This is a genomic window from Sphingomonas aerolata, from assembly GCF_003046295.1.
In the GTDB taxonomy this organism is placed as follows: domain Bacteria; phylum Pseudomonadota; class Alphaproteobacteria; order Sphingomonadales; family Sphingomonadaceae; genus Sphingomonas; species Sphingomonas aerolata.
Map to the genome: position 1 here is coordinate 193,661 of NZ_PZZN01000003.1, position 19,561 is coordinate 213,221.

Sequence of the window (19,561 nt, forward strand, 5' to 3'; positions counted from 1 at the left end):
GCGCTTCGGGCTGCCAGTCAAAGGGGGGTACATGGCGTTTTCCGATGATATCGGACGCTTTCGCAAGGGCAATCCGTCGCCGCTCTATCTTCAGTTGCAGGATCTGATCCGCAACGCGATCGGCGAGAAGCTGCTCGTCCAGGGCAATGCGATCCCTGCCGAACGCGATCTGGCGATCGAATATGACGTCTCGCGCATCACCGTGCGCAAGGCGATCGGCGGGCTTGTCGAGGAAGGGCTGCTGACCCGGCGCCGGGGGGCGGGCACGTTCGTCGCCGGTCGCGTCGAAAAGAGCTTCTCGAAACTGTCTTCGTTCAGCGAGGACATGGCGGCACGCGGCCGGACATCGAGCAGCACCTGGATCTCGCGATCGGCGGGCCAGGTGAACCCCGAAGAGGCGATGGCGCTCGGCCTGTCGCCGGGGGCGCCGGTGTTCCGCTTCAACCGCATCCGCTATGCCGACGAGGAGGCTATGGCGCTCGAATTCTCGACCATCGCGGGCTATTGCCTGACGTCGGTCGATGGCGTGACGGATTCGCTCTATGCGGCGCTCGAAGCGGCGGGGAGCCGACCGGTGCGCGCGCTGCAGCGGCTGCGGGCGGTGCCGTTCGGGGGCGAGCATGCGCGGATGCTGGGGGTCGATGCCGGTCATGCCGGGCTGCTGATCGAACGCCGCGGCTTCCTGCGCGACGGACGTGCGGCCGAGTTCACGCGCTCTTATTACCGCGGCGACGCCTATGACTTCGTCGCCGAACTGGCCGACATCTGATCCGTCACACCGAAAGACTGCCATGAACCGACGCCAGCTCCTCATCGGCACGGCGGGCGCCGGTGTCGGCGTCGTCGTCCGCCCGACCGACGCCTTTGCCGCTGCCGGGGCTGGCCCGGGTCGGCAGGCAGGCGAGGCCGGCGCGTTGCCGATGCCCGCGCCATCGCGGACCCTGCCGCCTGCGATGCATGTTCAGGACCCGTCCTGCACCCGGATCGAACGCGGCTGGGTGTTTCATGAAGGCGATGTCGCGACGCCCGCGCCCGAGGGGCATAATGCGACCTATCTGAGCGTGAAGGCGGGCAATGCGCTTGGTGCCGCGGCCATGACGTTCGACGATTCGGACTGGGCGCCGGTCCGGTTGCCGCATGACTGGGCGTCGGCGCAGCCGTTCGAGCGCGACGCGAACATCTCGCAGGGCTATCGCCGGCGCGGGATCGGCTGGTACCGGCGGACGTTGCGGCTGGAGGCGGACGATCGCGGCAAGACGATCGCTCTGCGGTTCGACGGGATCGCGAGCAACGCGACGATCTGGGTCAATGGCAGCGTCGTCGCGCACAACTGGTCCGCCTATAACAGCGTCGAGATCGACCTGACCCCGTTCGCGCGGTTCGGCGACGACCTGAACATGATCGTCGTGCGCGTCGACGCCACCGCGATGGAAGGCTGGTGGTATGAAGGCGCCGGCCTGTACCGGCATGTCTGGCTGATCCGACGCGCGCCGGTCGCGATCGTCACCGACGGCGTGCACTGCGATCCGCGACGCGACCCGGCGGGGGGGTGGCATGTGCCGGTCGCGGTGACGATCGGCAGCATCGGCCGCGCTGCGGTCGGCGTGACGATCGAGACGATCCTGCTCGACCTGGACGGCAAGCCGGTTGCGACGGCACGCGCGGCGGCGACCGTCGCGCCGCTCGATCCGGTGGTGACGACGCTGATGATGCCGGTGACAGCGCCCCGCTTGTGGTCGATCGAGACCCCGACTCTTTACACCGTTCTGACGCGCGTGATGCGCGATGGCAGCGTCATTGACGAGCGGCGGACACGCGTGGGGTTCCGGACGATCCGCTTCGATGCGGACCGGGGCTTCTTCCTGAACGCTCGACCGGTGAAGCTGAAGGGCGTGTGCCTGCATCAGGATCATGCGGGCGTCGGGACCGCGATTCCCGACGCGCTGGTCCGCTGGCGCCTCGAGCGGCTGAAGGCGATGGGGTGCAACGCGATCCGCTGTTCGCACAATGCCCCGGCGGCCGAGCTGCTCGACCTGTGCGACGAGATGGGGTTCGTCGTGATGGACGAGAACCGCCAGTTCAATCCCGCGCCCGACTATATGGCGCAGCTCGAATGGATGGTGCGGCGCGATCGCAACCATCCGAGCGTGATCCTGTGGTCGGTGTTCAACGAGGAGCCGATGCAGGGGACGGAGGCCGGCGTCGAGATGCTCCGGCGGATGGTCCATGCGACGCATGCGCTCGACGACAGCCGGCCGGTGACCGCGGCGATGAACGGCGCCTTCTTCGATCCCGTCAACGTCTCGAGCGAAATCGATGTCACGGGGTTCAACTATTATCAGGGCGATTATGATCGCTTCCATCAGTTAAACCCGACCAAGCCGATCACGAGTTCGGAGGATACGAGCGCCTATGAGACGCGTGGGGCCTTTGCCAGCGATCCGGCGCGGCATGTCCAGTCGTCCTATGACGTCGAGGCGGCGAGCTGGGGGGATACGCACCGCGGCACCTGGAAGAAGATCGCCGAGCGGCCGTTCGTCGCGGGCGGCTTCGTGTGGACGGGGTTCGACTATCATGGCGAGCCGACCCCGCATGAATGGCCGACGATCTCGAGCTTCTTCGGGATCCTCGACCTGTGCGGTTTTCCCAAGACCGCGTTCGATATCCACCGCGCGCACTGGGTCGACGCCGCGCCGGTGGTGAGCATCACCCCGCACTGGACCTGGCCGGGGCGGGAAGGACAGCCGGTCACGCTGCTGGTGATGAGCAATGCCGAGCGCGTCGAGGTCCGGCTGAACGGCCGGGTGGTCGGGGAGGCGGTGGTCGACCGGATCATGGGGAATGAATTCGTCGTGCCCTATGCGCCCGGGCGGATCGAGGTGATCGCGCGGCGCGGCGGTTCGCCGGTAGTGCGCGCGGCGCACGAGACCGCCGGGCCGCCGGTCGCGCTGCGGCTGACGCCGGCGCGGACGGTGATGGCGGGTGATGGCGAGGATGCGCAGCCGGTGACGATCGATGCGGTCGATGCGGCAGGACGCCACGTGCCGACCGCCAACCTGCCGACGCGGTTCGCGGTCGAGGGGGCGGCGATCATCGGGATCGGCAATGGCGATCCGAACAGCCATGAGAGCGAGAAGGGCAATGCCCGATCGCTGTTCAACGGCCTCGCGCAAGTCATCGTCCAGGCAGGCGAGGGACGGGGGCGGATCGTGATGACCGCGACCGCGCCGGGCCTGAAGCCGGCGCGGCTGACGATCGATCGCGCGGGTCTTGCGCCGCCTGCGCAGGTCACTGTGACGCCCGCGACGATGGCGATCCGCGAGTGGCGGCGCTCGCCGGCGATGGCGACGCGACCCGATCCTGCGTTGGCGCCGGTCGATGGCGACAATAACAGCTGGGCGTTCGTGCGCAGCGGGACGGCGGTCGATTCCGATCGCGCGGGCCGCTGGCGGATCTACCGCACGACGGTCACGCCGTGGCGGCGGGTTGCGCAGGAGGGGGGCGTGATCCGCTTTGCGGCGATCGCCGGGCGTGCGGAGCTATGGGTCGACGGCACGCGGGTCGCGGTCAAGGACGCCGCATCGGTCGGACCGTTCGAGGCGGCGGTGCCGCCGGGCGGCGGCGTGCGGACGATCGCGGTGCTGGTCGAGGCGGCGCCGGGCGTCGCGTCCGGGCTCGTCGGCGGCGTGACGCTGGAGCCGCGCGCAAGATAACACGGGGCTGTGCCGTGCCGCCCGTCCCTCGGCCGATGCCGAAGGGACGGGCGGAATAGACGTCAGGCGGGCGTGTGGATCAACGTCGCGAGCGTCGCGTCGGTCCCGAGCAGGTGCAACTGACCGGCAGCGGGGCGTGCGGTGGCGCGGAGCCCGAGACGTGCGAGACGCGGTTCGTCGATCGCCGCATCGTCGGCCAGTTCGATCCGCACCCGACCGGGGTGGCGGCTCGCGGTGACGATATTGTCCTCGCCCCCGAGTGCGGCAAAGGCCGCGTCCGAAAGCCGCACCGCGCTGGTGTCGGGCACTGCTGCGATGGTCGCGACGGGCGCAGCGCGGGCGACAACTGCAGGACCGCCCAGGGCGAGCGCATCGCGGATCTCGACCGCGACCACATCCGCAATCGGGCCAAGCACCACCTGCAACGCGGCGTTTGACGGGCGCAGGATACCACGTGCACCGAGCGCCTTCAGAGCGGCGTCGTCGACCGCGGACTGATCGACGACGATCAGACGCAGCCGCGTGGTGCAGGCGCTGACCGTGGTCAGGTTCGCGCCGCCGCCAAGCGCCTGTGCGAATGCCGCACCACGGCCACCCGCGACGGGCGCCGCAGCGACAACGCTCGCCTCTGCTTCCCGGCCCGGCGTGGCGAGGTCGAACCTGCGGATGAAGAAGCGGAACAGCCCGTAATAGAGCGCGAAATAGACCGCACCGACGGGCAGCAGCAGCAGCGGCCGTGTCGCCTTGCCATAGTTGAGGACATAATCGAGCAGCCCCGCCGAGAAGCCGAAGCCGAGCTTCACGCCCAGCGCGTTCATCAACGCCATCGACAGCCCGGTCAGCACCGCATGGACCGCATATAGAAGCGGTGCGAGGAACATGAAGCTGAACTCGATCGGCTCGGTCACGCCGGTCAGCGCGGAGGTCAGCGCGAGGCTGAACAACATGCCGCCGACGGCCTTGCGACGCTCAGGAAGCGCTGCGTGGTACATGGCGAGGCAGGCGGCGGGGAGGCCGAACATCATGACCGGGAAGAACCCCGCCATGAACGCGCCGGCATTCGGATCGCCCGCGAAGAAGCGCCGCAGATCGCCGGTCGTGCCGTGATAGTCGCCCGCGACGAACCAGACGATGTTGTTGACCAGATGATGCAGCCCGGTGACGAGCAGCAGCCGGTTGAACAGGCCGAAGAGGAACAGGCCGATCGCACCGCTGCCGCTGACCGCCAGGCTGAGCTGATCGACGCCCGCGTTGAGGATGCCGAAGCCCGCTCCGAAGATCACCGCAAAGACGAGCCCTGCGACCCCGCTGACGATCGGAACGAACCGACGTCCGCCGAAAAAGGCGAGATATTCCGGCAGTTTGATCGCCGAGAATCGATTGTAGAGCAGCCCGCCAGCGAGCCCGGACAGGATCCCGATCGGCACGTCGAGCCGCGCTATCGCCTTGGCCTTCCACGCTGCGGCGACAATCTCGAGCGTCGGGGTCGCTGTCCCCGCGACAACGTCGGCGGGGACGGCGAGGAACACCTTGCCCGCTTCGGTCGCGACGAGGAAGCACACGACACCCGCGAGACAGGCCGCCCCATTGCCGTCGCGTGCGAAGCCGGTCGCGACACCGATCGCGAACAACAGCCCGAGATGCGAGAAGATCGCGTCACCGGCGGCGCTCAGGAACGCGATGTCGAGCAGGTCGGGCTGGCCGAGACGCAGCAACAGGCCGGCGATCGGCAGCACCGCGATCGGCAGCATGAGCGCACGGCCGAGCGGCTGCAGGGCTTCGAGTATCGACTTCATGCGGCAAACTCCCGGGCGAGCGTTCGGACTTGGGCGGCGGAGGTGCAGGCGAGACACGCGGTCGCATGCTCGCGGCAGGCCTCCATGCCGAGCGTGGCGACCAGCGCCTTGATCTCCGGAATGATCGCCGGTGCGCAGGAGAGTTCGGTGACGCCGAGGCCGATCAGGATCGGCACGGCAAGCGGTTCGGAGGCCAGCCCCCCGCATACGCCGGTCCAGCGCCCATGGACCGCGCCACCCTTGCAGGTCTGCGCGATGAGGCGGAGGACGGCGGGGTGGAGCCCGTCGATACCCGGCGCGACCGCCGGATTTCCACGGTCCATCGCCAGCGTATATTGGGTCAGATCATTGGTGCCGACCGACAGGAAGTCCGCCTCGCTGGCGATCAGATCCGCGGTCACCGCCGCGGCGGGGGTCTCGATCATGACGCCGACCGGGACGCGATCGGGCAGATCGAGTTCGGCGGCAATCCGGTCGACCGCGGCACGGACTGCGCGCAGCTCGTCGAGGCTGGCGATCATCGGCACCATGATCCGGCACTGACCCGTCGGACGGACTGACAGGATCGCGCGGACCTGATCCTCGAGCATCTGCGGATAGGCGAGCCCGACGCGGATGCCGCGCAGGCCCAGCGCTGGGTTTTCCTCGGCATCCATCGGCAGATAGGGCGCGGGCTTGTCGCCGCCGATATCGAGCAGCCGGACGATCAGCGGGCGACCGTCGAGCGCGTCGGCGATCGCCTGATAGTCGGCGGTCTGTTCGGCAACGCTCGGCGCGGACTCGCGTTCGAGGAACAGGAATTCGGTGCGGAGAAGGCCGGAGCCCTCCGCACCGTTGTCGCGCGCGAGACGGGCATCGCCGATCGATCCGAGATTGGCGAACGCCTCGATCCGCGTCCCGTCGGCCATGCGGCAGAGTTCGCCGGCGCGCGCGAGCATGTCGGCGCGGCGCATCTCGGCCTGCGCAAGCCGGACCTGTGCGGCGACAAGCGTGTCCGCGTCGGGATCGACGCGCATGAGCCCTTCGCTCGCCTCGAGGATGACGGGCGTGCCGTCCGCCAGCGGGGCAAGCGCGGGGCCGACCGCGACCAGAGCGGGCAGGCCGATCGTCGCGGCGAGGATGGCGACATGCGACGTCGGCCCACCGCGCGCGACGCACAGGCCGATGACCGTCGCGCGGTCGAGCGCGAGAATGTCGGATGGCAGCAGGTCGTCGGCGAGCAGGATCGTCTCAGGCGGAAAGACCGGGACGGTCGTCTCGACGCCTTCGAGGACCGCCAGCAGTTGGCGTTCGAGGTCGAGCATGTCGTCCGCGCGCTCGGCGAGCCGTGCATCGGTGCCGGCTCGCAACGCGTCGGCAAGCGGACGGATCGTGGCGCGCCAGGCGTGGCCCGCGCTCTTGCCCGCGGCGATCTGCGCCTCCGTCCCGTCGCGGAGCACGGGATCGTCGAGCATCGCCGCATGCGCCTCGACGATCGCCTTCTGCGCGCCCGCGCTATGGCGGGTCTGCTCGGCGAGCCGCGCGGCAAGCGTCCTGATCGCGCTCGCGAACCGCTCATTCTCGACGGCGATGCCCTGGCCCTGTTCGGGAACCGCGATCTCGGCATGGCGGAACCAGCGCGCCTTGCCGACCGCGAGACCCGGTGCAGCGGTCACGCCGAGCAACGCGCCGTCGATCGCCGCACGCACCGGGCTGGGTGCTGCCGGGGCCGGGGCGGGTGCGGGAGTGGTCTCGCCCATGCCGCTGAGGATCAGCGCGGCAATCGCGTCGAGCGCGTCGGCGGCGTCGGGGCCCCTCGCACCCAGCGTGATCGGGTCATTGTACCGCACCCCGAGCGCGAGCAACCCGATCGGGCTGAGGATGCTGGACGTGTTCGCATCGCGCGTGACCGTGACGTCGGCGGTATAGCGTTTCGCGAGCGCCCCGAGCCGCGCGGCGGGGCGCGCGTGGATCCCGTGTGCGAGCGGCACGGTGATCGTCCGCGTCAGGATGTCGCCCGCGTCCGCGCCACCTGCGGCGGCGTCGGGCCGGATGTCGGCAATCGGTTCGATCGTCATCAGCGGGTCGCCGAGCGCGACCTCCCGGTCGGTCGTGCACTGGGTAATGGCGAACCGGTCGGGGTTGACGACGATGATCGGCGTAACGACGGCGCGTGCCTCGCGGACGAGCAGGTCGAGATCGAAGCGGATCAGTGGCGCGCCCGTGACGACCCTGTCGCCGACCGCGACGCAGGGCGAGAAGCCCCGACCACCGAGCGCGACGGTATCGAGCCCGATATGGATCAGGATCTCCGCGCCTTCCGCCGTGCGCAGCGTGATCGCATGGCCGCTGTCGAGCAGCGTCAGCACGGTCGCGTCACAGGGCGCGTAGAGCCCGTCGCCGGTCGGATCGATCGCGACGCCGTCGCCCAGCATGCGGTCGGCGAAGACCGCGTCGGGGACCTGGTCGATGGGCAGCGCCCAACCCTGCATCGGCGCGCTCAGGAGGATGGGAGCCATGGGATCGTCCTTGGTGCCGTAAGGGGGGTAAAGCGGGGCGCGGTCAGGCGGACGGAACGCCGCCGAACCAGGTGCCCAGGGGGTGGAGATCGTGCGTCAGCCGCACCCAGTCGGCGCGCTGCCCGGGGGCAAGCTCCCCGCGCGTGTCCGACAGGCCGAGAAACGCAGCCGGATAGGTCGATGCCATCGCGGCGGCGACTTCGGGCGCGAGGTCGAGCCGTGCGACCGCATTGCGAACAGCACCGGTCATGTCGAGGTCCGACCCTGCCAGCGTCCCGTCCGCGCCGACGCAGCGGCCATCCTCGACATGGATCGGCCGCCCCTGGATCGTGAAGGACTTGTCCGCCGCGCCGACACAGGGCATCGCGTCCGAGACGAGCATGAACCGGTCATGCGGGCGGCTGCGCAATGCGATCCGCAACGCGGCGTCATCGACGTGAAAGCCGTCGACGATGATCCCGCAATAGACCGACTGGTCGTCGAGCGCTGCGCCGACCACGCCGGGCGCGCGGTGGATCAGCGGCGACATCGCGTTGAACAGATGGGTGACGCCGGTGATGCCCGCAGCGATGCCCGCGGCGGCGGTTGCATAGCTCGCATCGCTGTGACCGATGCTGACCAGCACTCCGGCGGCGGTGAGTGCGGCGACCTGATCGGCGGTGACGCGTTCGGGCGCGAGCGTCAGCATGACTCGGCCGCGACGGGGACGCGTCATCAATTCCATCAGATCGTCGTCGAGATCCTGGAAGCGCGACGCATCATGAATGCCCTTGCGGGCCGCACTGATGACCGGACCCTCGACATGAATGCCGACCACGCCCGGCACGCCGGCGTCGATCGCGGCGTCAACCGCATCGAGCGCGCGCGCGATCACGTCGGGCGTGTCGCTGATCAGCGTCACCATGAACGCGGTCGTGCCGTAACGGGCATGCGCCGCACCGATGGCGGCGATCCCCTCGACCGTGGTGGCATCGTTGAACAGCACGCCGCCGCCGCCATTGACCTGTGTGTCGACGAAGCCGGGCATGATCCAGCCCCCGTCGAGGTCGATCGTCTCCGCCACGGTGTCCGCGACGGGCGCCGCGTCGAGGCTGACGATCCGGCCGTCTTCGACGACCAGCGTCGCGTCGGTGAGGACAGCGGCCGGCGTGACGATATGGCCGTTGGAAAACCGGAAAGTCGTCATAGCGTGCGCGTGACCTTGGCAAGATGCGAGGGCGCGTCGGGATCGAACCCGCGCGCCACGGAAAGGGCGTTGACGAGCTTGTAGAAGCTCTGGATCATCAGGACCGGCTCGATCGCCGGATGCGCGGTGAGCGCGGGCAGCGTCGCGTCGCCGGCCTGCGCGTCGCGTGCGGCATCGGCCAGCAGGACGCAGGCGCCGCGCCCCGCAAATTCGGCCGCGGCATCGCGCACGCCGTCGCCGGCCGCGTCGGACGTCGCCAGCGCGAGCAGGGGAAAACCGTCCTCGACGAGCTGCATCGGGCCGTGGCGCACCTCGGCCGAGCTGAAGCTTTCGGCGTGAAGCGCGCAGGTTTCCTTCATCTTCAGCGCCGCCTCATTGGCGATGCCGAAGCCCGGGCCGCGCGCGATGACGAAGAGGTTGGTAGCAGTGCGCAACGGCTCGATCGCGCTGGACCAGTCGAGCGCCCAGGCGCGCTCCAGATCGGCGGGAAGTGCCGCCACCGCGCCGCGCAACGCATCGTCGTCGGCCCATTCCGCGGTGAGTGCCGCCAGTGCCGCGAGCGCGCAGATATAGGATTTGGTCGCAGCGACCGAGCGCTCGGGACCGGCCTTGAGCGCGATCAGCGTGTCGGCGGCAGCGGCGAGCGGCGACGTCTCGTCATTGACCAGCGCGACGACATGCGCGCCGCCCGCTTTCATCGAAGCGACGGTTGCGAGCAGATCGGGGCTGCGGCCGCTTTGCGAGATGGCGATGCAAAGCGTCGTCTGCGCGGAAAGCTCTGCGTCATACAACGACACGACCGAGGGGGCGGCGGCCGCGACCGGGATGCCGGTCTTCGTCCAGATCAGGTATTTGCCGTAAACCGCAGCGTGATCGGACGATCCGCGGGCGCAGGTCACGACCACCGCGGGCGGTGCGGACCGCAGCTTTGCGCCGAGTGTCGTGAAGGCTTCGGCATTGGCCGCGAGCAGCCGGGCAACCGCGGCACCCGATTCCGCCGCTTCGCTGAACATCAGCGTGGCTTCCGGGTCGCGTGCCGCCAAGGGGGCGGGGGGGGCGTTGGTCATGACAGCTCGCTCTCAGGATCTTGCACGGTGACCGTATGGCGGCCTTCGTCGTTGGATTGTGCCAAGCGTAAGTTATAGATTGGTCTTATTCAAGCGTGTGTTTCTGCGTAAGCATATGTGACAGCTGGCGGATGCGGTCCGTACTGGTCGCGGTGCGGTTCGGCGCAGCGAAACCGAATCGCACGTCAACCGGGTCGGCACCGCCGGCGATCGGCTGACGGCACGACGCGTGGACTTCGGTGATGCCGGTGCGCAGCAGCGCGGGCAGTGATTGCGGGGACACGCCGCTGCCCGCAAGTATGATGACGCGTCCGGCGGCTTGGCGATGCAGGTCAGCCACTGCCTCGACCCCGTCGATCGCCTTGGGCGTCCCACCCGAGGTGAGAACCCGGTCGAAGCCGAGTTCGATTGCCGTGTCGAGGGCGGCGCCAAGATCGGAACACACGTCGAAGGCGCGGTGCAGCGTCAGCGACAGCGGTCTGCCGCGCTCGCTGCCGAGCGTCCGTGCGTGCGCGATCAGCTTGGCCAGAGTTGCCGCGTCGAGCCGGTGGTCGGCCAGGGTAGCGCCGATCACGATGCCCGCGAGGCCGGCGTGCGCAGCGGTGACGATATCGTCGGCGATCAGCGCGATCTCACGCGGGGTGTAGGCGAAACCGCCCTCACGCGGGCGTACGAGCAGGTGCGCGGGGAGGGGCGCCTGCGCCGCCGCGCGGATCAGCGACGCAGGCGGCGTCAAGCCACCGACCGCGAGTGCGGCGCACAGCTCGATCCGGTCGGCGCCGCCCTCCACCGCGGCATCGATGCCGTCGAGATCCTCGACACAGACTTCGAGCGTCATGGCGTCGCGCATCATGCGGTCAGCTCGCGAACAAGCTGCGCGCCTTAAGCACCGTGGTGCTGCCGCGCGCGTCGGTGACGGCGTAGGTAAAGCCCGGCAGCAGGCAGAATGCCCCGACCGCGCCCTTCGTATCGAGCGCGAGGAAGCCGACCTGCACGCCGCGTATCGCGTCGCCGCGCAGCCGCGCGATATGGCGGACCACCTCTTCGCAGGCTTGTTGCGGTGACGCGCCCGCGCGCATCGATGCGACGACGCGCGCCGACCCTGCGACACGCGTGACCTCCTCGCCCAGCCCGGTCGAGGTCGCGCCGCCGACGCCTGCCTCGACATAGAGTCCCGATCCGACCTGCGGCGAATCGCCGACCCGGCCGCGCATCTTGAACGCCATGCCCGATGTGGTGCAGGCGCCGGCCATCCGCCCCGTCGGGTCGCGCATCAGCAGGCCGATCGTGTCATGGTCGAGCGCGCCACCGGGCGTCCGCGTGATGCGGTTCTCGCTATTGGCTTCGGGGCGATAATCCGCGGTCTTCAGCCAGTCGCGCCACGCCTTTTCCGCCTCGGGCGTCAGCAGCGACTGTTGCTTAAAGCCCTGGTCACGCGCGAACCGCGTCGCGCCTTCGCCGACGAGCATGGTGTGCGGTGTCCGCTCCATCACCCGCCGCGCGACGGAGATCGCGTGCATCGTGTTCTCGAGCGCTGCGACTGCGCCGACGCCACCTGCATCATCCATGATGACAGCATCGAGCGTGACATGGCCGTCGCGGTCGGGATAGCCAGAATAGCCGACGCTGTGATTGTCCGGATCAGCTTCGGGGACCATCGCCCCGGCCTCGACCGAATCGATCAGCGATCCGCCGGCGCTCCTGCGGGCAAAAGCCGCGGCATTGGCTGCAGCACCGAAATCCCAGGTCGACACGATCAGCGCGGGCGCTGCGCCGCCGGTTGCGGCGCGCGCGCGGGCGATCGGCACAACAAAGGGCAGGGCCGCTCCAATACCACCAAACGCGGTCAGCAACGATCGTCTCGTCTTCATCAGCAGCCCCCTGTTGTCACCCTGGCGCCCAGTCGTATCGCAAGTCACGGCGGTCGACCAGTCGTATGGCCATTTTACAACATCCGGTCCGAAACGTTACACAGTGGTCTTACTAAGGTATTGACTGAGACCCGATTATGACCAAAACCTTACGAAGGAGACGGGGGCAGGCGACAACGCTGGCCCAAACAAGGGTTTTTAGTATGAACGTGCGTAATTCGGCGTCTTATATGGCGCTTGCGGGGGCACTGATGGTGTCCGCGACCCCGGCGATTGGACAGGTCACGCCGGCACAGGCCGAGGCTACCACGCCCGCGGAGGCCAAGGTCGAGGCGGATGCGGCGACCGCGACCAGCGCCGTCGACGCGCCGCCCGCCGAAGACCGCGCTGGCGGGGGCGACATCGTCGTGACCGGATCGCGCATCCAGCGTCCGAACATGACCTCCGCCGCACCGATAACCTCGGTCACCTCGCAGGACATCCGCGCCCAAGCTGCGGTCAATGTCGAGGACGTGCTCAACCGCCTCCCGCAGGTCGCGCCCGACAGCCAGCAGACCTATAATGATTCGGACGGCCGGCAGCGGATCAAGTTGCGCAGCCTCGGCTTCGAGCGGACGCTCGTGCTGATCGACGGCAAGCGCCTCGGCACGCAGAACGGGCAGGACGTGGGCATCATCCCGCCGTCGTTGCTCGAGCGGGTCGACGTCCTCACCGGTGGTGCGTCGTCGGTCTACGGGTCCGATGCCGTCGCTGGCGTCGTCAACTTCGTCCTGAAGAAGGATTTCGAAGGCATCCAGCTCGACGGCAACTATAATTTCTACAACCACAACAACAAGGACACGGTCGTCTCGTCGCTGGCACGCGCAGCCGGCTTCAACAGCCCGCGCGGCCTGACCAACGATGGCGGCCGCGCCGACGTCACGCTGACCGCGGGCAAGAAGTTCTTCGACGGTGCGCTGCGGATCAACGGCTTCGTCAACTACAAGCATACCGACGAAGTCCTGCTGTCCGAGCGGTCGAATTCGGGCTGCTACCTCACGCAGACGAGCCTCAACGCGCCGATCTCGTGCGGCCTGACGCCGAGCAGCTCGACCAGCGGCCTGATTTCGCCGCTCGACAGCAAGGGCGTTGCGACGGGGCAGTATGTCAACAACCCCAATGGCACGCGCACCTTCGTGCCGTTCGGCACCGGCGCGGGCAATGCGTCGAACTATTTCAGCAACTACGCCTATCAGCGCCCATCCGAGCGCGTGAACGCGGGTGGCTTCGTCAGCCTCGACGTCGCGCCGGACGCCGAAGTCTATGCATCGGGCATCTGGTTCCGCGACAAGTCGTACAACAACTACCCGGCGATCGCGGGCGGCAACGTCCAGGTGAACTGCAACAATCCGTTCCTGTCGGCTTCACAGGCCAGCACGATCTGCGGTGCGGCAGCGGGTACCGCGGCGTTTGCGCCGATCGACATCCGCTATCGCCTCGGCGAGGGCAACGACCAGCCGGACAGCTATCTGAACACCGGTCTGCGCCTGACCGGCGGTCTGCGCGGCAAGGCCGGCGATGCATGGACCTATGACATCGGCGGCGTCTATGCGCGCAACAAGCAGGACTACACGCCGAGCTTCGTCAACGCGGCCAATCTGCGGAATTCGCTGAACGTGGGCGGGACGCTCGCGGCACCGACCTGCGCAGGGACCACCGACGCCGCCTGCGTGCCGTTCGATGCGTTCAGCGCGGGCAACACCAATCCGGCGCTGATCGACTATCTCTACGACCGCGGCACGTCGACCACGATCGGTACGCTGTATGACGTGCAGGCGAACATCACCGGCGATCTCGGCAAGTACGGTGTCACCTCGCCGTTCGCCGAGCAGGGCGTCGCAATCGCGCTCGGCACGGAATATCGCAAGGATACGCTGAAATCGACTGCCGACAGCGTGTACCGCGCCGGGCTTGGTGGCGTTGACACCTATCTCAAGCAGGACGTCTGGGAGGCCAATATCGAGGTCCAGGCGCCGCTGATCGAGCACAAGCCGTTCGCCGAACTGTTGCAGGCCAATGGTGGCTATCGCGTTTCGAAGTACAGCAGCAATTCGAGCAGCTTCAACACGTGGAAGATCGAGGGCATCTACGCCCCGGTCAGCGACCTGACGTTCCGCGCCTCGTTCAACAAGGCGCAGCGCGCGCCGACCGTGACCGAGATCCGGCAGGCGACCAATGTCGATTTCGCCCGTGGCGGATCTGGCACGTTCAACGATTTCTGCGCACCGACCGTGACGACCAACGCCGCTGGCGGCGTGACCTATGGCACGCCGGTCGCCTCGCGTGAGGTCTGCCGCGCGACCGGCCTGTCGGACGCGCTGTACGGCAGCCCGACGCTGATCTGTCCGGGGGATGCATCGACGGGGGCGACCGGGTGTACGGTTCGCTCGGGCGGTTTCGAAGCCGATCCCGAAACGGCTTATACCCAGACCTATGGCCTGATCGTGAAGCCGCGCTTCGTTCCCGGCCTGGTCTTCTCGGTCGATCGCTACAAGATCAAGATCGACGACTCGCTCGGCTATAACGATTTCAGCTATTACACCGATGGCTGTCAGCGTTCGAACGGCGACGCGTTCTTCTGTCAGGGCATCGTCCGCAATCCCGGCACCGGCACGCTCTACTCGAACGCGGCCAGTAACCCGACGACCGGCTTCATCCGCCAGGGTACGACCAACTTCTACAAGTCGATCGCCCGCGGCTATGACTTCCAGGCGCAGTACACGCTCGATCTTGCCAGCGTCGGCAAGATTGACTGGAACCTCAACGGCTCGCTGACGACCTTTGCCGGCGGGCAGGACTCACCGGTCCAGCCGACCCGCAACTGCGCAGGCTATTACGGCAATGGCTGCGGTCAGCTGATCCCGAAATGGTCGCACGGCCTGCGCGCGACCTATACGACGGTCGACAAGGGGTTCAGCGCGTCGTTCAACTGGCGCTATGTCGGTTCGCTGACGAATGCGGACAATTCGGGTGATCCGGCGATCGGCGGCACGCCCGAGCGTGAGCGGACCAGCTATTTCCGCGTCTCGCCGAAGAGCTATTTCGATCTCGCGCTCAACTTCGCGATCGACAAGGCGTTCTCGCTGCGCCTGATCGCGAACAACCTGCTCGACATGAGCGCGCCGATCGTTCCCGACTCCTACAATGTCGCGCTCGCACGGACCAACACGATCCCGCAGCGCTACGACTCGCTTGGTCGCAATCTGGCGGTTGGTGCCACCGTCAGGTTCTGATCCCGTACCCCCACCTCAAGGCCCGCCGGAAACGGCGGGCCTTTTTTTATGCGCGCGTTCGGCGATGGAGAGGCGGGTTCCTGCTTGCGGGCGTGGATCGCATGGTCTAGCGAAACCGCCGCTGCCCGGGGCTTGAAGCCTGCAGGGTGGTCGTGCGGGTGTGGTGGAATTGGTAGACGCGCTGGACTCAAAATCCTGTTCCGAAAGGAGTGCCGGTTCGACCCCGGCCACCCGCACCACCTTTACTGTTCAAGAGCCCGGGCGACCGAAACCAGTCGGCCCGGTTCCACGGCTACAAAGCCGGAAAAATCTGAACATCGTCGAAGCGAAGCCCCGCACGAGCGCCACGCTCGGGCAAGGGACCGCTCGTGTCGATCTCTACGGCGATGTCGTCGACACGCGCCTCGACGCGCCACGTACCACCCCGCTTGTGCACGGCGCCGACGACGATCGGCAGCGCACCGGGAGCGTCATCCCCCAATAGCGCCTCGTGCGGGCGGAAATGCAGTTCGGCCGGTCCGTTGGCGAGCGCCTTCGGAGAAACGTCGAGCGCCTGTCCGTGATGCAGGACGCGGCCATCGGCGACCGTCACCGGGATGCGGTTGGTCTCGCCGACGAATTCGGAGACGAACGGCGTGGCGGGCATGTCATAGACTTCGCGCGGGGTCCCGATCTGTTCGATGACACCGCGGTTCATGATGACGACGCGGTCGGCAAGCTCGAGCGCCTCCTCCTGATCATGCGTGACGAACACCGAGGTCAGGCCGAGCCGGTCGTGCAGTTCGCGCAGCCACCGGCGCAGGTCCTTGCGGACCTTGGCATCGAGCGCGCCAAAGGGTTCGTCAAGCAGCAGCAGGCGGGGCTCAACCGCGAGCGCCCGCGCCAGCGCGACACGCTGGCGCTGACCGCCCGAGAGCTGTGCAGGATAGCGATGGCCCAGATCGGGCAGCTGGATCAGGTCGAGCAGCTCGGCGACGCGCGCACGGATGTCTGCCTTGGCCGGACGATCGCGGCGGGCACGCACGGTCAGGCCGAACGCGATGTTGTCGGCGACGGTCATGTGACGGAACAGCGCGTAGTTCTGGAACACGAAGCCGATCTGGCGTTCGGCCGCAGGCGTCCCGGTCATGTCCGCACCGTCGAACAGGACATGACCGCTATCGGGGAAGTCGAGCCCCGCGATCATGCGGAGCAGCGTCGTCTTGCCCGAGCCTGACGGTCCAAGCAGCGCGAGGAACTCGCCCGGACGCGCTTCCAGGCTGACGTCGTTCAGCGCGGCGAACTGGCCGAACCGTTTGGATACGGCGTCGATGACGATACTCAATGCGCACTCCTTGCCTGGTGATAGCCGAACCGCCATTCGAGCAGGCTCTTCAACACGAGCGTGACGAGCGCGAGCGACGCGAGCAGCGATGCCACCGCAAACGCGCCGACGAAGTCATATTCGTTGTACAGGATCTCGACGTGGAGCGGCATGGTGTTGGTCAGGCCGCGGATATGACCCGACACCACCGACACCGCGCCGAACTCCCCCATCGCGCGCGCGTTGCAGAGCAGCACGCCGTAGAGCAGGCCCCAGCGGATATTGGGCAGGGTGACGTGCCAGAAGGTCTGCCACCCCGACGCACCGAGCGACACCGCGGCCTCCTCGTCGTCGCGACCCTGTTCCGCCATCAGCGGGATGATCTCGCGCGCGACGAACGGGAAGGTGACGAACACGGTGGCGAGGACGATGCCCGGCACCGCGAAGATGACCTTCCAGTTGTGCGCGATCAGCCACGGCCCGAACCAGCCCTGTGCGCCGAACATCAGCACGAAGATCAGGCCGGCGACGACGGGCGACACCGAGAAGGGCAGGTCGATGAGCGAGATCAGCAGGCTCTTGCCGCGGAAGTCGAATTTGGTGATCGCCCAGGACGCGACAACGCCGAACACGCAGTTGAGCGGCACCGAGATCGCCGCGACCAGCAGGGTCAGCCGGATCGCCGCGCGCGCATCCGGCTGGCCGATCGCGTCGACGAACATCGGCCAGCCCTTGGCAAAGGCCTGAACGAACACGACGACGAGCGGCAGCGCGAGGAAGAGTGCGAGGAAGAGGAGACCGACGCCGATCAGGATCCGCCGGGCGACGGGGCTTTCGCTGGACGCAGCGCGGGTCATTTCGCGCTCCGCTTCGCACGCCACGCCTGGAGCAGATTGACCAGCAGCAGCATCGAGAAGGAGGCGACCAGCATGACGCACGCGATCGCGGTCGCGCCGGGATAGTCGAACTGTTCGAGCTGGGTGACGATCAGCAACGGCGCGATCTCCGACTTGTACGGCATGTTGCCCGCGATGAAGATGACCGAGCCATATTCGCCGACGCCGCGCGCAAAGGCGAGCGCGAAGCCGGTCAGCAGCGCGGGTGCGATGGCGGGCAGGATGACCCGGCTGAACGTCTGCCACCGGGTCGCCCCGAGCGTCGCTGCGGCTTCCTCGACATCCGCGCCGAGGTCGGCGAGCACGGGCTGGACCGAGCGCACGATGAACGGCAGGCCGATGAAGATGAGCGCGACGACAACGCCGAGCGGGGTGTAGGCGACGCGGATGCCAAGCGGCGCCAGCAGCGACCCGATCCAGCCGTTTTCGGCATAGAGCGACACCAGCGCGATGCCCGCGACCGCAGTCGGCAACGCAAAGGGCAGGTCGACCGCGGCGTCGACGAACTTTTTGCCCGGAAACTCGTAGCGCGCGAGGATCCAGGCGATCAGCAGGCCGAACACCGCGTTGACCGACGCGGCGAGCAGCGCGGTACCGAAGCTGAGCTTGTAGGCCGACAGCGCGCGCGCCGAGAGACCGACTGCGACGAACCCGTCCCAGCCAAGCCCTGCCGCGCGCAGGAAGATCGTCGACAGCGGGATGAGCACGATCAGGCATAGCCAGACGATCGTCAGCCCCATCGTCAGCCCGAACCCGGGAATGACCGACCGTCGCGCGCGGCGCGCTCGGTTGGGCCTGGCGCCGAGGCGCGCGACGTCAGCCACTGGTGGGGATCCGGACGATCGCATTCCCGATCAGCGCTTCGGACCCGAATAGATCCGGTCGAACACGCCGCCGTCTGCAAAGAAGCGGGCCTGCGCAACCTTCCACCCGCCGAAATCGCGGATGGTGCGCATCTCGATCTTCGGGAACAGCGTCGCATAGCGCGCCAGCACCGCAGGATCGCGGGGGCGATAATAGTTCTTGGCGACGATATCCTGGCCCTCGGGCGTGTAGAGGAACCGGAGATAGGCCTCAGCGACCTTCTCGGTACCGTGCGCCTTGGCATTGGCATCGACGACCGCGACCGACGGTTCGGCAAGCACCGAGATCGACGGCACGACGATGTCGAACTTGCCGGTGCCGAGTTCCTTTTCGGACAGGAACGCCTCGTTCTCCCAGGCGATCAGCACGTCGCCGAGTCCGCGCTCGACGAAGGTGGTGGTGGCGCCGCGTGCGCCCGAATCGAGGACCGGGACATGGCCGTAGAGCTGCGAGACATAGGCCTGCGCGGCGGCGTCGGATCCGCCCCCGGCCTTCTTCCCATAGGCCCAGGCCGCGAGGAAGTTCCAGCGTGCACCGCCGCTGGTCTTGGGGTTGGGCGTGATCACCTGGACGCCGGGTTTGACCAGATCGCTCCAGTCGCGAATCTGCTTGGGATTGCCCTTGCGGACCAGGAACACGATCGTCGACGTATAGGGCGCGCTGTTGTCGGGCAGGCGCGTTTCCCAGTTGGCGGGCAGCAGCTTCGCACGCTCGGCAATCGCATCGACGTCATAGGCGAGCGCCAGCGTGACGACGTCGGCGCCCAGGCCGTCGATCACCGCGCGCGACTGCTTGCCCGATCCGCCATGGCTCATGTTGAACCGCACCGTCTGGCCGGTGTCCTGCTTCCACTTGGCGGCGAACGCGGTGTTCACGGCCTTGTAGAGTTCGCGGGTCGGATCGTAGCTGACGTTGAGCAACTCGACCGATCCATCCTTGCCCGTGCTCGAGGGCGACGAGCAGCCCGCGACGATCGCAGCAAGTGCCAGGCCGATATGCGTGCGGTTCAGTCTCATCCAGTCCCTCCGGTTCGCGTAATCCCTATCGCGTCGGTAGTGGTGGGGAATAGCCGCAAAGCTTGGCCATGCCAAAGCC

General features: G+C 67.6%; 13 protein-coding genes and 1 tRNA gene. 4 read left to right on the plus strand and 10 right to left on the minus strand.

All coding sequences use genetic code 11. The features are described 5' to 3' along the window. The first annotated feature begins 31 nt into the window (after positions 1–31). Together C8J24_RS13440 and galA are read left to right on the plus strand one after the other, a co-directional pair. The gene (locus tag C8J24_RS13440) at positions 32–769 is read left to right on the plus strand and encodes a GntR family transcriptional regulator (protein ID WP_031396151.1); all 738 of its coding nucleotides are present in this window, start codon (positions 32–34) and stop codon (positions 767–769) included. A gap of 22 nt (positions 770–791) precedes the next feature. Next, positions 792–3,713 carry a beta-galactosidase GalA gene (galA, locus tag C8J24_RS13445; protein ID WP_107933129.1) on the plus strand — a complete coding sequence of 974 codons (2,922 nt, stop codon included), beginning with the start codon at positions 792–794 and terminating at the stop codon, positions 3,711–3,713. A gap of 62 nt (positions 3,714–3,775) precedes the next feature. On the opposite strand, the gene nagE is transcribed toward galA, so the two are convergent. The 6 genes from nagE to C8J24_RS13475 all read right to left on the minus strand — a co-directional run bounded on the left by nagE (position 3,776) and on the right by C8J24_RS13475 (position 12,131). Continuing rightward, the gene (nagE, locus tag C8J24_RS13450; RefSeq protein WP_107933131.1) at positions 3,776–5,509 is read right to left on the minus strand and encodes an N-acetylglucosamine-specific PTS transporter subunit IIBC; all 1,734 of its coding nucleotides are present in this window, start codon (positions 5,507–5,509) and stop codon (positions 3,776–3,778) included. Continuing rightward, positions 5,506–8,007, minus strand: coding sequence for a phosphoenolpyruvate--protein phosphotransferase (ptsP, locus tag C8J24_RS13455; protein WP_107933134.1), 2,502 nt, complete (start codon positions 8,005–8,007; stop codon positions 5,506–5,508). Before ptsP ends, nagE begins: the two co-directional genes overlap by 4 nt. Before the next feature lie 43 nt (positions 8,008–8,050). Beyond that, positions 8,051–9,193, minus strand: a complete 1,143-nt coding sequence (gene nagA, locus C8J24_RS13460; RefSeq protein WP_107933136.1) for an N-acetylglucosamine-6-phosphate deacetylase — start codon at positions 9,191–9,193, stop codon at positions 8,051–8,053. Beyond that, positions 9,190–10,260 (minus strand): SIS domain-containing protein, encoded by a 1,071-nt coding sequence (locus tag C8J24_RS13465; protein ID WP_107933138.1) that lies wholly within the window; start codon positions 10,258–10,260, stop codon positions 9,190–9,192. The genes nagA and C8J24_RS13465 overlap by 4 nt, the downstream gene beginning before the upstream one ends. Before the next feature lie 85 nt (positions 10,261–10,345). Next, positions 10,346–11,113 carry a copper homeostasis protein CutC gene (locus C8J24_RS13470; protein ID WP_107933140.1) on the minus strand — a complete coding sequence of 256 codons (768 nt, stop codon included), beginning with the start codon at positions 11,111–11,113 and terminating at the stop codon, positions 10,346–10,348. A gap of 4 nt (positions 11,114–11,117) precedes the next feature. Beyond that, positions 11,118–12,131, minus strand: a complete 1,014-nt coding sequence (locus tag C8J24_RS13475) for a glycosylasparaginase (RefSeq protein WP_107933142.1) — start codon at positions 12,129–12,131, stop codon at positions 11,118–11,120. Between the two features lie 203 nt (positions 12,132–12,334). Between C8J24_RS13475 and C8J24_RS13480 the strand changes: the two genes are divergently transcribed. Then, the gene (locus tag C8J24_RS13480) at positions 12,335–15,403 is read left to right on the plus strand and encodes a TonB-dependent receptor domain-containing protein (RefSeq protein WP_107933144.1); all 3,069 of its coding nucleotides are present in this window, start codon (positions 12,335–12,337) and stop codon (positions 15,401–15,403) included. 154 nt (positions 15,404–15,557) lie between these two features. Beyond that, positions 15,558–15,642, plus strand: a tRNA-Leu gene (locus C8J24_RS13485). A gap of 53 nt (positions 15,643–15,695) precedes the next feature. Here the strand turns inward: C8J24_RS13485 and C8J24_RS13490 are convergent. Genes C8J24_RS13490 through C8J24_RS13505 form a run of 4 tightly spaced genes read right to left on the minus strand, consistent with a single transcriptional unit; the run spans position 15,696 to position 19,482 of the window. Continuing rightward, complete coding sequence (locus C8J24_RS13490) at positions 15,696–16,727, minus strand: sulfate/molybdate ABC transporter ATP-binding protein (protein ID WP_244180716.1); 1,032 nt, start codon at positions 16,725–16,727, stop codon at positions 15,696–15,698. After that, complete coding sequence (gene cysW / locus C8J24_RS13495; RefSeq protein WP_031395573.1) at positions 16,724–17,563, minus strand: sulfate ABC transporter permease subunit CysW; 840 nt, start codon at positions 17,561–17,563, stop codon at positions 16,724–16,726. Before cysW ends, C8J24_RS13490 begins: the two co-directional genes overlap by 4 nt. After that, a complete protein-coding gene (cysT, locus tag C8J24_RS13500; protein WP_244180717.1) occupies positions 17,560–18,426 on the minus strand; it encodes a sulfate ABC transporter permease subunit CysT in 867 nt (288 codons plus the stop codon). The genes cysW and cysT overlap by 4 nt, the downstream gene beginning before the upstream one ends. Positions 18,427–18,456: 30 nt before the next feature. Further along, positions 18,457–19,482, minus strand: a complete 1,026-nt coding sequence (locus tag C8J24_RS13505; protein ID WP_107933150.1) for a sulfate ABC transporter substrate-binding protein — start codon at positions 19,480–19,482, stop codon at positions 18,457–18,459. Positions 19,483–19,561: the final 79 nt, after the last annotated feature.

Excerpts from the sequence above, each read along its gene's own strand:
- nagA (WP_107933136.1), bottom strand. The coding sequence starts at position 9,193 with ATGACGACTTTCCGGTTTTCCAACGGCCATATCGTCACGCCGGCCGCT.
- ptsP (WP_107933134.1), bottom strand. The coding sequence starts at position 8,007 with ATGGCTCCCATCCTCCTGAGCGCGCCGATGCAGGGTTGGGCGCTGCCC.
- C8J24_RS13465 (WP_107933138.1), bottom strand. The coding sequence starts at position 10,260 with ATGACCAACGCCCCCCCCGCCCCCTTGGCGGCACGCGACCCGGAAGCC.
- C8J24_RS13475 (WP_107933142.1), bottom strand. The coding sequence starts at position 12,131 with ATGAAGACGAGACGATCGTTGCTGACCGCGTTTGGTGGTATTGGAGCG.
- C8J24_RS13480 (WP_107933144.1), top strand. The coding sequence starts at position 12,335 with ATGAACGTGCGTAATTCGGCGTCTTATATGGCGCTTGCGGGGGCACTG.
- nagE (WP_107933131.1), bottom strand. The coding sequence starts at position 5,509 with ATGAAGTCGATACTCGAAGCCCTGCAGCCGCTCGGCCGTGCGCTCATG.
- C8J24_RS13470 (WP_107933140.1), bottom strand. The coding sequence starts at position 11,113 with ATGATGCGCGACGCCATGACGCTCGAAGTCTGTGTCGAGGATCTCGAC.
- cysW (WP_031395573.1), bottom strand. The coding sequence starts at position 17,563 with ATGACCCGCGCTGCGTCCAGCGAAAGCCCCGTCGCCCGGCGGATCCTG.
- galA (WP_107933129.1), top strand. The coding sequence starts at position 792 with ATGAACCGACGCCAGCTCCTCATCGGCACGGCGGGCGCCGGTGTCGGC.
- C8J24_RS13440 (WP_031396151.1), top strand. The coding sequence starts at position 32 with ATGGCGTTTTCCGATGATATCGGACGCTTTCGCAAGGGCAATCCGTCG.
- C8J24_RS13505 (WP_107933150.1), bottom strand. The coding sequence starts at position 19,482 with ATGAGACTGAACCGCACGCATATCGGCCTGGCACTTGCTGCGATCGTC.